General features: G+C 51.3%; 11 protein-coding genes. 5 read left to right on the top strand and 6 right to left on the bottom strand.

Annotated features, from left to right (window positions below):
• Positions 1-34 precede the first annotated feature (34 nt).
• The 3 genes from B3729_RS21240 to B3729_RS21230 all read right to left on the bottom strand — a co-directional run bounded on the left by B3729_RS21240 (position 35) and on the right by B3729_RS21230 (position 4045).
• Positions 35-1144 carry an alpha/beta hydrolase gene (locus B3729_RS21240; protein ID WP_286788944.1) on the bottom strand — a complete coding sequence of 370 codons (1110 nt, stop codon included), beginning with the start codon at positions 1142-1144 and terminating at the stop codon, positions 35-37.
• A gap of 63 nt (positions 1145-1207) precedes the next feature.
• On the bottom strand, positions 1208-1939 hold the full coding sequence (locus tag B3729_RS21235) for a GNAT family N-acetyltransferase (RefSeq protein ID WP_286788943.1): 732 nt from the start codon (positions 1937-1939) through the stop codon (positions 1208-1210).
• Positions 1940-3136: 1197 nt separating this feature from the next.
• Entirely contained in the window at positions 3137-4045 is a 909-nt protein-coding gene (locus B3729_RS21230; RefSeq protein ID WP_010798842.1) for a hydrogen peroxide-inducible genes activator, read from the bottom strand.
• Positions 4046-5233: 1188 nt separating this feature from the next.
• Here B3729_RS21230 and B3729_RS21225 point away from each other — a divergent pair.
• The 4 genes from B3729_RS21225 (at position 5234) to B3729_RS21210 (ending at position 10150) form a co-directional block, all read left to right on the top strand.
• Entirely contained in the window at positions 5234-6025 is a 792-nt protein-coding gene (locus B3729_RS21225) for a ParA family protein (RefSeq protein WP_026004067.1), read from the top strand.
• Between the two features lie 9 nt (positions 6026-6034).
• The gene (locus tag B3729_RS21220) at positions 6035-6985 is read left to right on the top strand and encodes a ParB/RepB/Spo0J family partition protein (RefSeq protein WP_010798839.1); all 951 of its coding nucleotides are present in this window, start codon (positions 6035-6037) and stop codon (positions 6983-6985) included.
• Positions 6978-7868, top strand: coding sequence for a plasmid replication initiator TrfA (trfA, locus tag B3729_RS21215; RefSeq protein ID WP_010798838.1), 891 nt, complete (start codon positions 6978-6980; stop codon positions 7866-7868). The genes B3729_RS21220 and trfA overlap by 8 nt, the downstream gene beginning before the upstream one ends.
• Positions 7869-9145: 1277 nt before the next feature.
• Complete coding sequence (locus B3729_RS21210; protein WP_313595665.1) at positions 9146-10150, top strand: DNA replication terminus site-binding protein; 1005 nt, start codon at positions 9146-9148, stop codon at positions 10148-10150.
• Positions 10151-10204: 54 nt separating this feature from the next.
• Here the strand turns inward: B3729_RS21210 and B3729_RS21205 are convergent, their stop codons facing one another.
• Positions 10205-10477 carry an HU family DNA-binding protein gene (locus tag B3729_RS21205; protein ID WP_010798836.1) on the bottom strand — a complete coding sequence of 91 codons (273 nt, stop codon included), beginning with the start codon at positions 10475-10477 and terminating at the stop codon, positions 10205-10207.
• 235 nt (positions 10478-10712) lie between these two features.
• On the bottom strand, positions 10713-13172 hold the full coding sequence (locus tag B3729_RS21200) for a glucan 1,4-alpha-glucosidase (RefSeq protein WP_286788942.1): 2460 nt from the start codon (positions 13170-13172) through the stop codon (positions 10713-10715).
• 237 nt (positions 13173-13409) lie between these two features.
• On the opposite strand from B3729_RS21200, the gene deoC reads away from it, so the two are divergent.
• Positions 13410-14087, top strand: a complete 678-nt coding sequence (gene deoC / locus B3729_RS21195; RefSeq protein WP_074828551.1) for a deoxyribose-phosphate aldolase — start codon at positions 13410-13412, stop codon at positions 14085-14087.
• Between the two features lie 49 nt (positions 14088-14136).
• On the opposite strand, the gene B3729_RS21190 is transcribed toward deoC, so the two are convergent.
• A complete protein-coding gene (locus B3729_RS21190) occupies positions 14137-15153 on the bottom strand; it encodes a LacI family DNA-binding transcriptional regulator (RefSeq protein WP_286788941.1) in 1017 nt (338 codons plus the stop codon).
• Positions 15154-15580 lie beyond the last annotated feature (427 nt).

Below are 15580 nucleotides of genomic sequence, written 5' to 3'. Positions count from 1 at the left end.
AAGCGCAGCATGGCGCCTGTCCGTAGGATTTTAATTAACGCGTAAGGTCCGCCTTCAACTGCTCGCCTGCATACTGCTGAGCCTGTCTGGCCTTCTCAACGACCGCTGCCGTACCAAAGAACTCGTGCGTAACCCCTGAATATAACTGACGATCTACCGCTACGTCCGCATTGCGCAGGGCAGTCTCTAACTGGGCGCCGTCATCCCGCAACGGATCCACCTCGGCATTGATAATTGTGACTGGCGGCAAGCCTTTCAGGTCGGCATGGACCAAGTCGATACGTGGGTCGTTCAGGTCGACCGGAGACTTCGTAGCCTGGGCCACGAACCACAGCATCATGGGTCGATTGAGCGGCATCGCATCGGCGTACTTGTCATAGGATTCGGTGTGGGTGTTGGTCTGGGCCACCGGGTAAACCGACAGAATATGCTTGGGCGCCGTCAGGCCGGCCTTCTTTGCGGCAATGGCCGTTGCAACAGCCAAATTACCACCGGCGCTTTCGCCCGCCAGTGCCAGGCGCTTGGGATCACCACCCAGCGAGCCGGCATTCTGGATCACCCAACGGTAGGCTGCGATGGCATCATCATGGGCAGCCGGGAATTTATGCTCGGGCGCAAGATGGTAGTCGACCGAAACCACGATAGCATTGGCCTGCTTCGCGAGCCCACGTGCACCTGCGTCATAAACATTGCGATCCGCATACACCCAGCCGCCACCGTGGAAGTACAGGATGACTGGAAAAGGCCCCTTGCCTTCAGGAGTATACACGCGAGCCGGTAATGTACCTGCGGCGCCGGATACGCTGGTATCCACGCTCTTGACCCCGGGTACCAGTGCTTCAGGCGCACTGTCGCGCCCTTCCTTTTCAAGCACCGCCTTTACCGCATCTGCAATGGTTGGCTGCTGACGCGCCTCAGTCGGAGTGATCTTCTCGATGGCTTTCGGATCGAAGCGGGCGTACTGATTCAGTACTTTTTGCATGTCCGCATCATTACGTACCGAGCTTTTAGCCCCGCTTATCGCCAGTTCGGACAAGGGCCTCTTTTCCGGCGACCGGTTGCTGCAGGCCGCCAGCGACACGCCCATGCCCACCGCAGCCATGAGAAGAATGCCGTTCTTAAGTCGGGAAGGTTGTAAACGCATAGGGTTTCCTGTTGTGTGATGTCATGTTAAAAACGACCACACAGGTTCAGGAACGTTGCCATTTCACATCAAAACACGGTAGTGGTAGCCATAGCGACGCTCAAAGCCGAGCGAGTGGTAAAGGCCTATTGCAGAGGTGTTTGAGTCTGTTACCTGCAGGTATGCCTGTCGGGCACCTTGGCGCTTTCCCCACGCTAACAGTGCGCTAACCAACTGACGCCCGAGACCACGCCCACGCCAGGCTGGCGCTACCACCAGATCAAACAGGCCCACCCAGTCACCTTCCGCCACTGCCAAGCCATAGCCAACAGGCTGCCCTTCTCTGTAAACCGTCGCGTAGGCCACAGGCCAGACGATAGCGTCCAGCAAGGTATCATGGTGTTGGCGACGGGGCGCATCCAGGCCGCTGAGCAAGGCAAAGCCGTTACCCCAGGCCTGTGTACGCAAGGATTCAAGCGTGACCGTACCCTGGCTCTCTTTTAGATTACCTAAGCCCAGCGTCATCACCTCGGTAGGGTCGACCCGCTCATAACCCGCCGCTTCGAGCTGCCTGCCCGGCGCATCACCTGCCAGAGGCGTCAATCGAAAGATGACAGGCAAACCCTGCCGGCGGTACAGCAACTCGATATAGGAGCGTACGCTATCGAACGAGGCCGTTGGCTGCCAGGCATTGGCGGAATTAGCGCGCTTGGTATAGCCGCCTGCCAGACGCAGCACCCACCCCTCGTGAAAAACCGTCTTTTGTGCAGGCCAGGCATTAAAGGCACAGGCTTCCAGCGTAAAGATATCAGTCATGAATTGCTCCTGAGCTGCTCCTTAAGCATGAGCCGCGCAAGGCCCTCCTCCGCCCTATCCGTCCCGCCATTTAAAGCATGGCACTTCTGCAAAGTACTCATAAGCTCAGTACGTTTCAAAGCCAAATGCTGATGTCTCCTGTCTCGCTGTCACCTGAGCAGATCACAGAACGCATACGCCAGGAAATCACTATGTACCGTGCCCTGAGCCAAGAGTACAGATTAAGTCAGATGAGCTGAGGGTCAACGTCTAGGTTATCTAGATCCAACTAGAAAGGGCTAGATAACTGCACTCCATCTAGCGTTATCCTTTATACCTCATCCTGACATTGGTCATTCAGGTGGTATCACAGGCTCATTTCTGTAATGTACAACACGTCCGGTTTGGCCATACGCTGACCAGAGCCCACGTCTTTACTGCCTTGAGTGAAGAAATTGAAAATGCAGTAATTTTTTTAAAACAGCCCGAGCATGGGCTTTTTCATTCGGGCGATACCTCATCCTGACACCTAGAAAAGTGAAACATATCCAGACAAACCACTTTACCTTCCGCTTTTGAGGGTCAGAACATCGTTATCTTTTTGAATATGAACGGATTTGGTCCATCTACAGCATAAGAGTCGCATGTCCTTTAACCTGCTTCTCTAAAGTGGTTATTTATCCAAACCTATAAGAGAAGGCTGATACGTCATTCTGACCTAAGCATGCGATGTCAACAACGATGGGGCTACCAAGCGAATAGCTAGCCGGTAAAGAGATCGGCCTGTTTGTTTCCGGTCGTATTTAATCGCGGCGTCTTAAAGGTAAGAACAGTCCTGTGGTGGAACATGGGCCATTCCACTTAGTGCCCCGCTTGATGTCCGCTGCTACATCATGGCTATACCCTATCCGCCATACCGTTAAGTATCACGGATAACTCTCCCCTTTAGGCAGCACCACGGAGGGCCTAATACTTCAGGTTAATTTCACTACTTGATACAAGCCGCCTCAATCTTTTTATTGGCTGCACGGTTCGCTTGGGCAAGACCTAGCTCAGCCACCTAGATTAGTAGAATTTACGACCCCACCGCTTGATCAGACAAAAGTAAAAGGTCTGTCTATAAGAATTAGCAGGTAGCGTTTAGGCGCAAGACCCCAGGCTCCCGCAGGCTGAAATAGCGGTAGCCTGTGGGAGAAACAGGCTACGCGAGCGTCGTTGTTAGTCCCTATTGACCGAGCATAGCCGGATAGAATCGGCAAGCACATCAATGGCCTGGGGACGTGGAAAACTTGCACGCCATGCAATTGCAATTGTTCTAAAAGGCACGGGAGCGCTGAATGGTCGAATCTCGATCATTCCCGGTGCGTAATGGTGGCTTTCCAAGGCAGAGAGGGGAAGCACCGACACGCCTAAGCCCGAGGCAACCATATGACGAATCGTCTCCAGAGATGAGGACTCGACCTGGGTATGCTTGGACTCCACACCTGGTTTCTTGATCGTTGGGCACGCTTCCAACACCTGTTCTCGGAAACAATGCCCCTCCCCTAACAGCAGGAGGCTCATTTCGTCCAGTTTTGCATTTTCGATGGTTTTGAGCTCTGTCCAGGGGTGCTTCGCCGGCATCATCACATAGAACGGCTCATCGTAAAGCGGCTTGGTCAGTACATCCGCTTCGCTAAAAGGCAACGCAACGATGATTGCATCCAGCTCGCCTGTTCTCAGCTTGTCACGCAAAACCGGTGTAAAGTTTTCCTCTATATAGAGGGGCATTTCTGGCGCAACACGATTCAGCTGCGGAATCAAATGAGGGTAGAGATACGGGCCTACCGTATAAATAGCACCCACTTTAAGTGGTGCACTCAGTTGATTTTTACCGGCCTTGGCAAGATCACGAATACCTTGCGCCTGCTCCAGGACTTTTTGCGCCTGAACAATAATGCTTTCGCCGGTAGGTGTAAGGCGAACATTGGTTTTGCTGCGTTCAAAAATCAGAATACCAAGCTCGTCTTCAAGCTTCTTGACGCCTACTGACAGCGTTGGCTGGCTGACGTGGCAGCGCTCAGCGGCACGGCCAAAATGCTGTTCTTGGGCAAGCGTTACGATATAGCGCAGTTCTGTCAGAGTCATCTTGGATCTACACACTTATGCAGTTAGGTTTGTTGAATCATTTATCGGCTGAAAGCTCGATTTCTTTTGGGTAAGACCGTATGACAGCCCCAAGCAATGACGTCATGCTCCGACCTTTAATCCCCCGCGACCTGCTCTGCCTGTCAATACTGATGATCCTGGTCTATGGTTTATAAGAAGCAGGAACTTAACCCCATCGAAAGTGTCTAGTGGTTCTCACATATCACAAGGACGGTAAGCGATATGGTAGTGCCTCATCATGAGCAGGCTCAGGAAATGATTTGCGCAGGGTTAGCGCCCCTTGTCTGTCATTTCACACCCAAAACAACTCTCGGTTTCATGACCTTTACTGCATCCGACGAATCGGGTCGCATCGTATACAGGTCAGAACGACTGGTGCCCTTGTTTTACGCCAATCGGCGTGCGCTGCGTCTTTACTTATGTAAAGTAAGAAGAGAGCTTACCAATAAGGGATTCTCCCTAAACGCTTGGAATGACAATGTTTCCCTACAAGACCTGGGAAACTGGTCTGAGCGACTGAACTCCAGACGTAACAGTCGGACTCGCTAATGCTATGTCAGTATGAGGTGTGTAGTTACCTCATATCCTCTTATAAAAGAACGCCTGCAGGGCGTTTTTTTATAGTTTTACCTCCCTAAGCCATATCTGCTTTAACACAGCGGCTACGCCACGTCTTTCAGCGCATCCTTATTTATCCTAGGTTACTACGTCTACCCTAGCTTACCTGCTCGTGTCCAAAAAGGCATGCCGCTTGCGAGTTTCAATAAGATTAAGCAAGAAAAAGCATTCCTTTGGAAAGTTATTTGGTTACCCTTTCGATAGAACAGCTATCCATATCCGCTGAGTCACGCTCAGTAGATTCCCTAGTAGGGACTTAATAATTAGGCATATCGCTCTATCGTATAAATAGACTTTAAAAGAATTAATAAAACGCAAATAGCAGGTCGTAGCTTCCTATGACATTAAATCCCTACTAGGGACTTTTCTAGACATCCAGTCTTACCTGACCTCAGTATTTTCCCTACTAGGGACTCTTAATGAGATATAGGCCTAAAACATCCTGACCAAAGCCAAATAACCGTTAAAAGCAGTATGTTTGTCTGTTACGATTACTCCAACACATGGCCTCAACGAAGAGGATGGAAAATGGCCCGGAGTGGATCGGCTGTGCAGAAAGAAGAGAAGAAAACAGTTGTAATCGCTATCGCCAACCACAAAGGCGGAGTTGGCAAGACGACAACCTGTATCAATTTGGCAGATAACTTAGCACAAATGGGAAAATTGGTTTGTGTCGTAGACATGGATCCCCAGGCTAACGCAAGTCAACATATCGGGATGTCTCACCCTGCTGAGATAAATTATACAACAGCCGAATTACTGACGAATCCTGAGCTACCACTCACCTACTTTGTTCATGACGAAACCAGGATCGATGGTGTTGCACTTATCTATGGAAGCATGGCTCTGGATAATGCAGACGATGCACTACGCATGGAGCCTCGCCCTAATGAAGTATTACGGGACCGGCTTCAGCCTCTACTGGGTAAAGCGGATTACATCATCATTGATTGCCCGCCTAGCCTTAGGCTTCTGACTTCCAATGCATTGGCCGCGGCGACCCATTTATTGATTCCCGTAGAGTCAGGATCGCCTTATGGCTTGTACGGCCTCGCTGATCTGACCAAACGAGTTCAGCAGATCACGCGGATCAACCCGACATTGATCAACTTAGGCGCACTGCTGATTCGTCATGATGATCGTCAGCTGGTCTGTCAGAACATCGAGCAAAAAGCGATGGGCCTATTTGGAAAGCTTGTTCCAGTAAAGATAGGAACAACAACGAAGATCAACCAGTCATCAACCGTTCAAACCTCCCTGCGGATGTTCGACTCAACGAACAAGGTGGCTAAGCAGTACAAGGAATTGGCCAAGTACATCGACAAAGAGACCGCAGCGTAAGAGCATATTATGGAAAAGAAATCGACCTCCTCACAAAACGCACCCAAGCAAAAGTTGGGCTCCATTCTCGCTCAGGGCTTGGTCAGCCAGATATCTCGTCATTCGGCGGTTCAACAGGTAGAGAATTTAAAGTCCCATCGAGTACCGCGCTCGATTCCTGTCGATCTGGTTGACGCTAACCCCTATCAACCTCGCCTGGTTTTTGACGAGGAATATATTGAAGAGCTGGCATTATCGATTGAAGAGGAAGGGCTGTTAAGTCCAATCAACGTTCGAATCGCTGGTGAGCGCTATGAGCTAATTGCCGGAGAGTGCCGACTACGTGCTCACAAAAAGCTTGGCAAGAAATATATCGATGCCCTGGTAGAAGTCGTCGATGATTTCGAAAGCGCACTGCGCAGTCTGTTCGAAAATATACACCGCAAGGACCTCTCGGACTTTGAGAAGTACCATGCTATTACCCGAATGCGCACCTCGTTCACTCAAGTCAATGATTTGCAGCGCAAACTGGATATCAGCAAATCTCAGCTCTACCGCATCATGGCTTTTGGCGCTCTGCCAGAGTCGAGCCTTAATATGCTCAAGGCCAACCCCAAAATGCTGGGCGCGAACGCAGTAGATGCGTTGAAACCTGTTATTAAGGAAGTTCAGGCAGCAGGTCTTGATTATGAGTCTGCCTTGAACAAGGCCCTTAGAGATCTGGCCAACGGAAAACTGGCACAAGCTGGGCTGGCCAAACGTATTCGTGAAGACTTGCTGACCAAATCAGTCTCTGCACCCAAGGCTTCGACGCCCAGTGAAGATATCGTTATTGGTGAGCGAAAGGTCGCACGCGTTTCCACCAAGAAGGACAGGGTGATATTTGAGCTGGACCGCAAAACATTTAGTGATGACCAACTCAAAGAGCTAAGAGCTCTGATCAGTAATCTGGCTGAACAGGGAGCAGAACCTCGTGAGTGATGAGAAAGAGCCAGCCGCTCCTGAAAAAACGGAGCGTAAAGGCAGGCCCCCCCGAGAAACAGCACTTACTCGCATACAACAGCGCGCTGAAAAGGTAATCGAGGAAAAGGTCAATCAACTGCCATTATGGGCAGATGATTTACGCAGTGCGCCCAATGAAATGCTGCGTAGTGCGCTGTTTACGGTTGGTAACCGAAACCAAGCCCGCGAGTTCATCAATGGGCGTGAATTGCACTGTTACGGTAACGCAAGAATCTACTACACCGGCCAGGAACTTCGTCAGGAAGACGATATGGATGTCTGGCTGCAGGTTGTCCATATGGCTCGTACAGAGAAGCTTGGCAACCGAGTGAGTTTCCGCCCTTCGGAAATGAAGAAGGAATTGCGCTGGCCGAGAGGGAAAGACTACACCCAAAAGCTCCTGAATGTATTGGAGCGCCTCAAAGCGACGTCTGTTCGTATCGAATCGACCCGCCTGGGTAAAGGGGTGGGCGTCTCTCTATTGCGGCGTTTTGAGTACACAACAGAAGAAGGTGATTTGAGCGACACGTGGCATGTCGAAATTGAGCCAGAAATGGCTATTCTCTTTGCAGCCGATGTGTATACAACACGTCTCGATTGGCAGTCACGCCTGGAACTACGTCCGCTGGCTAAGTGGTTACATGGCTTCTATGGTACCCATCGCGAGCCCTATGGCATTAAGGTAGAAACCATCCGGGAATCATGTGGATCCAAAGCCAAGACAGAGGCAAAGTTCAAACAGATGTTGCGGGACGCACTCGATGAGTTAAAGAACATCGATTTTCTCAAGGAATGGGATATAGGCAAAGACAATATTGTAAGGGTAGTCCGAAACAACAGGCCCTTACTAAAGAGCGAATAACGTAAAACTCTCGAAAAACGGAGCCTAGTGGCTCCGTTTTTTTATTAAGTGTTTTATTCTGTATGCCTATTAACACCGATTCATGCCGCTAAATCATCTAATTCAGGGGTTTTATAGCGGTCGAGAACCCATTTTAGGATCTTGTAAGAGTAAAAGACGGCGAAAATGTCAGGATGAGGTAGTTTTTCTGCTGAAACCGGAGGTTTTCCAAACTGCATGTCAGGATGAGGTAGCTTTTAAGCAGCGAAAGGGCATGGCTTGACAAGTATGCGCTGGAGATAATGGCGACATTTTAAGCAAATGACTACTTACTCTACGTCAATTCTATAAAAAGTCCTTAAAAATCAATGGCTTATGCAAAAATACCTCATTTTGACATTGGCTTTGTATTGGCTAAGTAAATGGAGCGAAGGTACTGCAAGCCTAGGGAAAAGTTAAAAACCGCTTAAAAATTAGGGAGTTATCACCAAAAAAGGAGGGATCACCCTTGTTTGATGGCCTCAAAATAGTCTGTCAGACCGATTGGGCAACGGAATAAAGTACTTAAATATCAGTAACTTATGGAAAACCATACCTCATAATGACATATGATACGTCATTATGACGTATCTATACCTCATAATGACTTAGGTATTGAATATTAAAAAAGTGTTTAAAAATCAATGGGTTACGTTGTTAAGAAGGACTTTAGGGTACGATATACGTCAACATGACGCATCTATACGTCATGTTGACAGGCACATACCTCATGTTGACGTATATAAACGTCATGTTGACGTTTCCGCATACCCAATAAAACCCTTATATATCAATAAGTTAGCAGTTATATCCACAGCCCTTAACCGTTCTTTAACCTTAAATAACCGTCTTTTAACCCATTAAAGTGTATTTTTATGGGTAAAGCGATTTGTTTACAGTGCTGAGCGAAGCTCATGAGTCTGTACAGAAGACAGAACGTGGGTGAAATGAGAGGGTAGAACCTCCTATAGAAGTCGCGTTCTACCTCAAGCTGACAATATTAATAAACGGTCCTGGGATTATTGATTACACAGGCCCATGCTTCGGCCTGCACAGTCGAGACAATCCATACTGTTTGAAAGAGCCATGACTTCAGCACGTTTGTCTATCAGGAAGGGAATCACTTGCACCTATTATACTCGTAATAATACCACTCCATACAGGAATTTATACGATTAAGCTTGCAGATACCTCATATTGACTTTAAAAGCTCTAATTCCAGGGTATAGGTAAAGTAACCACGATAAACAGATGTTAATATGAGGTATATATGGGGAGTGGTATTAAAAGAAATGCCTGAAAGTATCGAAACTGCTTATATGCACCTTAAGCAGGCTGTCGCCGATTTGAATTCGCGATGGTCTACCTGTGTGGTTTCAGGTGAGGTGTGGTCATTGCCGACACTCACTGAGCAAGCTGCACCGAAAGCGATTACTCCCGTGTCCGTGCGAGGTAGGCAGGCCATTGAACTCAGCCAAGCAGTACTTCAGCAGTTCGAACGGGAAGCCGATCAGGCTCCGGGAACAGTCAGGCGTTTGCCAGGCTGGTTTCTGCTGAGCGAATCAATGCTGGAGCCGATACGACAGGTCAATCAAATGAAAGGGGCTGTAGAGGCTGCTATTGAGCGTGTAAGGCTGAAGCAGGGACTGGCTGAGACGGCGCGTACCCGTTTGGTAAGAGAGGCCCTGGGAGCGAGTATCAGCCTTAAACAACTAACACGTCATATACAGGCCTTTGATGCGACACCGCGGCTGTTGAGCTTTACCTGGGCAGGCCATACCGGCAAGACCAAGCGAGTACCCGTGGGGGAGGTGAGACGTCGGCTGGAGAAGCTGGCTCAGCTACAGGCACAGCGTGAGGGGAGCGATATTGAAGGGACACCAGCAGGCGCGGCCTTGAGGGTGATCTTCAATCTGGCCGATCATGCCCGGCTGGTAAAGGTCGAGAAGGTAGCGCCTCACCCAAGAGTCAATGTGTTTTTCAGTCATCGCTCTCGCTACGACGCCATGTTGCACGCCAACCTACCCCTGTTCTTTTTGGCGGGTGAGCAGCCTACAGAGGTGGTGGGGTTAAAGAATTTCAATATCGAAAACCGCATTGCACTACGGCGCAGCAACAAGAGCAGCCAGCGAATTCCTGTACTTCCCGAATACGGTCTGTATATGGATGAGGACGAATTGTGGGGGAGGTCGCGTCCTGGCCTGGAGGTCAGTCCATTATTCGTTGAAAGCACCTACCGGGCCCGGACAGGGTATAAGCCCTGAGAAATGAAAAAGGCCTGCTTCAAGCAGGCCTTTTGTTACCGCGTCGGACGTCTGTCAGTTCACAGCGTCTTTCAGGCCTTTGCCAGGCTTGAAGCCAGGCACTTTGGCAGCTGCGATTTTAATGGTCTTGCCAGTCTGAGGATTGCGGCCTTCACGGGCGGCGCGCTCTTTGACGGTAAAGGTACCAAAACCAACCAGAGCAACATCGTTACCCTTGGCCAATTCCTGGCTGATAGTGTCGGTGATGGCGGTCACAGTTGCTTGAGCTTGAGCCTTGGTTAGGCCTGCTGCTGCAGCCACTTGATCGATCAATTCCCCTTTATTCATGCAAATACTCCAGAGTAGTCAGTTGTCTTGATGGAATCGCGGCCTTGCTTTCCATTATGCGTTATCTCTCATCCCGGATGGTATAGGAAGCCTGCCAAAGAGATAAGGCTCTTCAACAGACAACCTGATGCCCAATAAGGTCTTTTTCTCATCCAACAGCGTGAACTCCTTTCCATTCTGTTCAATGGAACTGTCAGGATGAAGTGTATCCCGCTCAGCATACCGTATTCCGGCCTTATGGCTGGAGTTTCTCTGAGACAACGGGGTAACGGTCCCACACACGCTGATCACTGAGCGAACGAACCAATTTGACATACTCGGCATGGGACCATGCCAGGGGCGTTGCGCTGTCAGTCCCCTTGCCCTTGGTATATTGATGACGTTCATTATTACCCACGCCGTCCCATACCTGTTCGGGAAGCATGAACCCCTGGTTGGCAAAAAGCTCCATGGCCTTGACGTAGGTATCACGGATTCCCTTTAACTGATCCTCGGATAAGATCTTTTCTCCACCCGGCTGCTGCGCTTTTGCAAGTGCCAGAGCGTAATGGCCGCGCTCGCCTGTGAAAATAGGCCAGACACGGCCACGCAACCCTGAGTTCATGACCGGCTCTTCAGTCGCGGGATAATTGATACCCGTGGTCTCACTTTCACCGTAGCCATCATTTCCGTAGCGTCTCCAGCCGGGAAATTCTCCTGAAACGCCCGGGTAGGTAAAGGTGTACTTGACCCTGAGGTTTTCCGGAATGGCTTGATTGTCCAGTACATTCAGGCTATTGACGATGTGGGTGTCTGTGGCAGGACGAACACCGTAACGGACAAGCTCCAGAAAGCCCGCGTCCAGTATCTGGTTTTCTGGAAGGCCTGGCCGGCTGTTGTTGTCCAGCAGCATCCCGCCGTCGTCAGGGTTATCGTTTTGTGTGATCCGCAGGTAATAGCGCTTGTCTCCAAAAACACCTTTTTGTGTAAACATGCTGGATTCGATACGACTGGAGTAGCGCCTGGCAGTATCCAGGTAGGATTTGGCTCCTTCCTGGTCACCTGCCTGGGTGGCCAGTTCCGATGCGGCTACAAGACCTGCAATGACGGCCGCGGTGGTAGAGGGGGAGTAGCCCCATTGTTCCTCCCAGCGATCCTGCTGTGTTTGTGGAGGTTTTACGGTCCAGTCATTCCAGCCCAGCCTGACCTGCCCACCTTGAGCCAGGAAGTCCGCGGCCGGTTTGAGCATCTCCCGATACCACCGGGTGATGTAGTTGTCAGAAAGCACGCCATTTTTCCAGAGCTTGTAGCCCAGCATGATCGGCATGGCGGTTTGATCGAGCTGAACACCTACCCATTCAATCGTGCCGTCGACATGGGTCTTCTGAAGAAACCAGCCGGTTGCTCCAGACTCAGCGCTTTTCTGGGCACTCTCTTGCTTTTGCTCATGGATATAGGCAGAGCCATCTGCCTGCAGGGGAGGTGTGTCTTTTGTGACCTGGACCTTTTTCAGGTATTCAAACGCTACCCTGGAGGTCTGTGTATCGCCCAGAGCCAGCAGAGCCATGGCACATTGGTAAAAGTCCCGTGGCCAGACGGCCTTGTAGCCGGTAGTGCCTTTGGTAGCGGGTACCGTTTCACCCCAGGGGTTGGACAGCGAGGCGATTAGAGCGCCTGCATGAGTCTTGTCTTCCTGGGCTTTCAGCACCATCGCACTGACATTGAGCAGCTTGCCGTTATCTGTCGTCTGTTGCCGCATCGTTGGCAGACTGGTCAGCGAGGCCAGATAGTCCTGCCAACCTATAGCATCTCCCTCACCGTTATAGTGCGCAAGCACATGTTCGTAGCCACGCTGCAAGGTGCTATCGGCTGCCTGGTCTGCAGCCTGTCGAGTACGACCGAATCCGACTACGACATCGATGGTGGTTAAGTCCCCCGTACGGGGTATCCGGGCCATCATGGCTACATTGCCGGGTGTATTGCCGGTAGTGGTATAGCGTGACTCGAGCGATCCTTTCTTGCGCAACTCCTCAAGCCCATCCGAGACTCCGGCAAAGCCCACGGTTGGTAGCTCCAGATCACGACTAGCCTTGACCACCAGAGTGGTTTCCTGTTCCTGGGCATACAGTGCGTTTCGCTCTGTAAAGGCATGATCACCGCTTCCGCTGTTATTTATGGCAGGGTCAATATGGAGATAAGCCTCGAGTGCAGGGTTGGCACTGCGAAAGATGACTCGCATGATCAATGCGTCGGAGTCTGGATCGGTAAATACATGCTTTTCGATTTCATACTGGCCGTTTTTGGCGCGATTGATCAGCCGGTAGGCCAGGGACGTAGGTCTGCCCTCGCTGTCGGTAGAGAGATAGTGCGTTTCGCTGGTCGTATCGGTTTCTTCAAGATTGACAAAGTCAGGCCCTTTTACCACTACCTGCATTGCACGCAGCTGTGCCTCATGAATCAGGCCGAACATGGTTTCTGTCACGATGCCGTTGGCCAGGGAAAACCACACCCTGGACACCTGTCCTGTCGCGGCATCGCTGGAATAAGCCCCGTTATGGTATTGCTCATAGGACGTTCCGATGCCGGTCTTGCCTGAATACGACCAAAAGGGCGATTCACCCGGTACCCCGGGTGCGACAGCCGAATCGGCAGCGACGGCGGTGGAAAGGCTTACGCACAGGGTAAGCAGGCTGTTTCGAAGCAACATGATGCGCATAGGACCTTCTTGCTTTTCTTATGAGGTAGGGGAGCACGCTGCGGCTATAGAGCGACGCCCCTGCTAGGATGTCGAACAAGCGCAGCGCCAGTCCTAGGCAACTATAGACAAGGATTATATGACTGCCCGGTCATCTTGAGAGTGAGGGGAAAAAGAGCAGCCAGCAGGCGTTTGCCTTGCAGGCCGTTTTTTATTTAACGTACGCGTCTTTAATGCGACCGCTACGGACGTAACGCCATGACTATCGAACCGGCTAGCCTTGCTCACTACATCGACCACACGTTACTGGCTGCCAATGCCTCGCGCGAACAGCTTCGGCAGCTGTGCCAAGAGGCGCAGCAGTATGGGTTTTATTCCGTATGCGTAAATTCGGCGCATGTGCCCTATGTGGCTCAATGCCTGAAAGAGACTCCGTCGCGTGTGTGCGCTGTAGTGGGGTTTCCGCTTGGAGCAGGGTTAAGCGAAACCAAGGCATTCGAGGCCGAACGTGCCATTGCAAACGGTGCTCAGGAGATCGATATGGTGCTGAATATCGGTTGGTTTAAGGATGGTTTGCTGGAAGAGGTCCGCAGCGACATTGCACAGGTACTTGCTGCCTGCGGTTCCGTTCCGCTCAAGGTCATTCTGGAAACCTGCCTGCTGGATGATCTGCAGAAGGAGCAGGCTTGTGTGATCTGTCGGGAGCTGGGCGTTGCGTTTGTAAAGACGTCTACCGGCTTCAGTCATCAGGGCGCAACCCTTGAAGATGTTCGCCTGATGCGCCGGGTCGTCGGGCCTGATATAGGAGTCAAGGCTTCGGGCGGTGTTCGGGATTACGCCACCGCCGTTGCCATGATTGAGGCGGGTGCTACCCGCCTTGGTACTAGCTCTGGTGTGGCGATCGTACAAGGGGCGGGATCTGACAAGCCCTACTGACCGCTGCGTATGAGCATGCATTCCAACAGATGGCCCTATATCACCCAGTCTAGCTACTTTCCCGCACGACCAATTCAAATCCCAGGTCGATCTGGGTTGGTCCGGTACGTTCTGCCATCAGGTCCAGGAGTAATGTGGCGGCTTGATGACCTACGGCTTCCCGGGGTGTCCGGATGGACGTAAGGCGTGGCACCATGTGGGCCGAGGCCGGCAGATCATTGAAGCCGACCAGGGCGACCTGATGGGGAATGGAAATACCCTGGCGCTGGGCCTGAAAGATCGCTCCGTGTGCCAGGTCATCGTTACAAAAGAAGATCCCATCCACGTCAGGATGCCGGTGCATGAGATCGGTGAACAAGGTAGCTCCCAATTCGATCGAGGAGGGCCGGACATCAAGTATCTCCAAACCAGGATCATACATGCCGGCTTGCTGTAGGGTTTCCCGGAATCCATCGCCACGCCTTAGCGCGCGTGGATCGAGCTGGGCCGCAATATAGGCAATGCGTTGGCGGCCACGCTCAATCAGGTGCCGGGCCGCCGCTGCCCCCGCAGCATATTGAGAGAAACCAGCGCTGCACGTAGCCGTATCCGCATCCAGTTCCATCATATATACGCAAGGAACACGACTGCCAGCCAATAGCTGACGGGCATGCTCCGTTCTGTCAAAGCCTGTCAGCAGAATTCCCCTGGGCTGATACGCCAGATAATTGCGAATCAGGTTTTCTTCTTCTTCAGGCGAGTAGTGATAATTGCCAATCAGTACCTCCAGCCCGTGAGGTCTTAAAACCTGATGGATAGCTTCCAGACTCTCAATGAATAGCTGGTTTGACAGCGAAGGGATCAGCACCACAACGGATTGACTTTGTGCGGAGGCCAGGGTGCGGGCGGCAGGGTTGGCAACGTAACCCAGGGCACGGGCGGCCTCGCGGACTTTTTCGACCAGCTCGGGCGCAACCGTGGCAACCCCTCGCAGGGCTCGTGATGCAGTAATGGGCGAAACAGCGGCCAGTCTGGCTACTTCGGCCAGCGTAGGGCGGCCAGTGGTACGGGAACCTGTTCTGGGCATAGGTTAATCAGTGCGTTGTTGTTATGAGTCGTACATCCGGGATATAGCCGTCTAAGGTAGCGCTGTCCAAGAGGGGCTTACAAGCAAATGATTCTATCTGGACGGATAAGGCGGCTCGGGAATGCAGAAGACGAGGCAATTCTTAGCACACCTATCGTTTTGCACTATCATCAAAGCCGAAAGGATTGCGTCTCGCTGAGACAACACTCTGCCTAGGAACTGGCAGCAGTAGCTGGCAGCAGGCTTTTGAATTTTAGATCAGGACTACACTCCTTCATTAATAATACGTCATAACGTAACCGATTCAGTTGACTTATTGGATTGCTAATCCTCTCAATTTATACCGTGGACGTATCCCAGGAAGCGTGCTGAATGGCCTGGCAACGTTATCTTCATTTTTCAGTTATGGCTGCCGAGACACCGCCAG

The organism is Pseudomonas sp. UBA3149 (genome assembly GCF_002364655.1).
Taxonomy (GTDB): domain Bacteria; phylum Pseudomonadota; class Gammaproteobacteria; order Pseudomonadales; family Pseudomonadaceae; genus Chryseomonas; species Chryseomonas luteola.
This window is presented reverse-complemented; position numbering and strand designations above follow the sequence as displayed.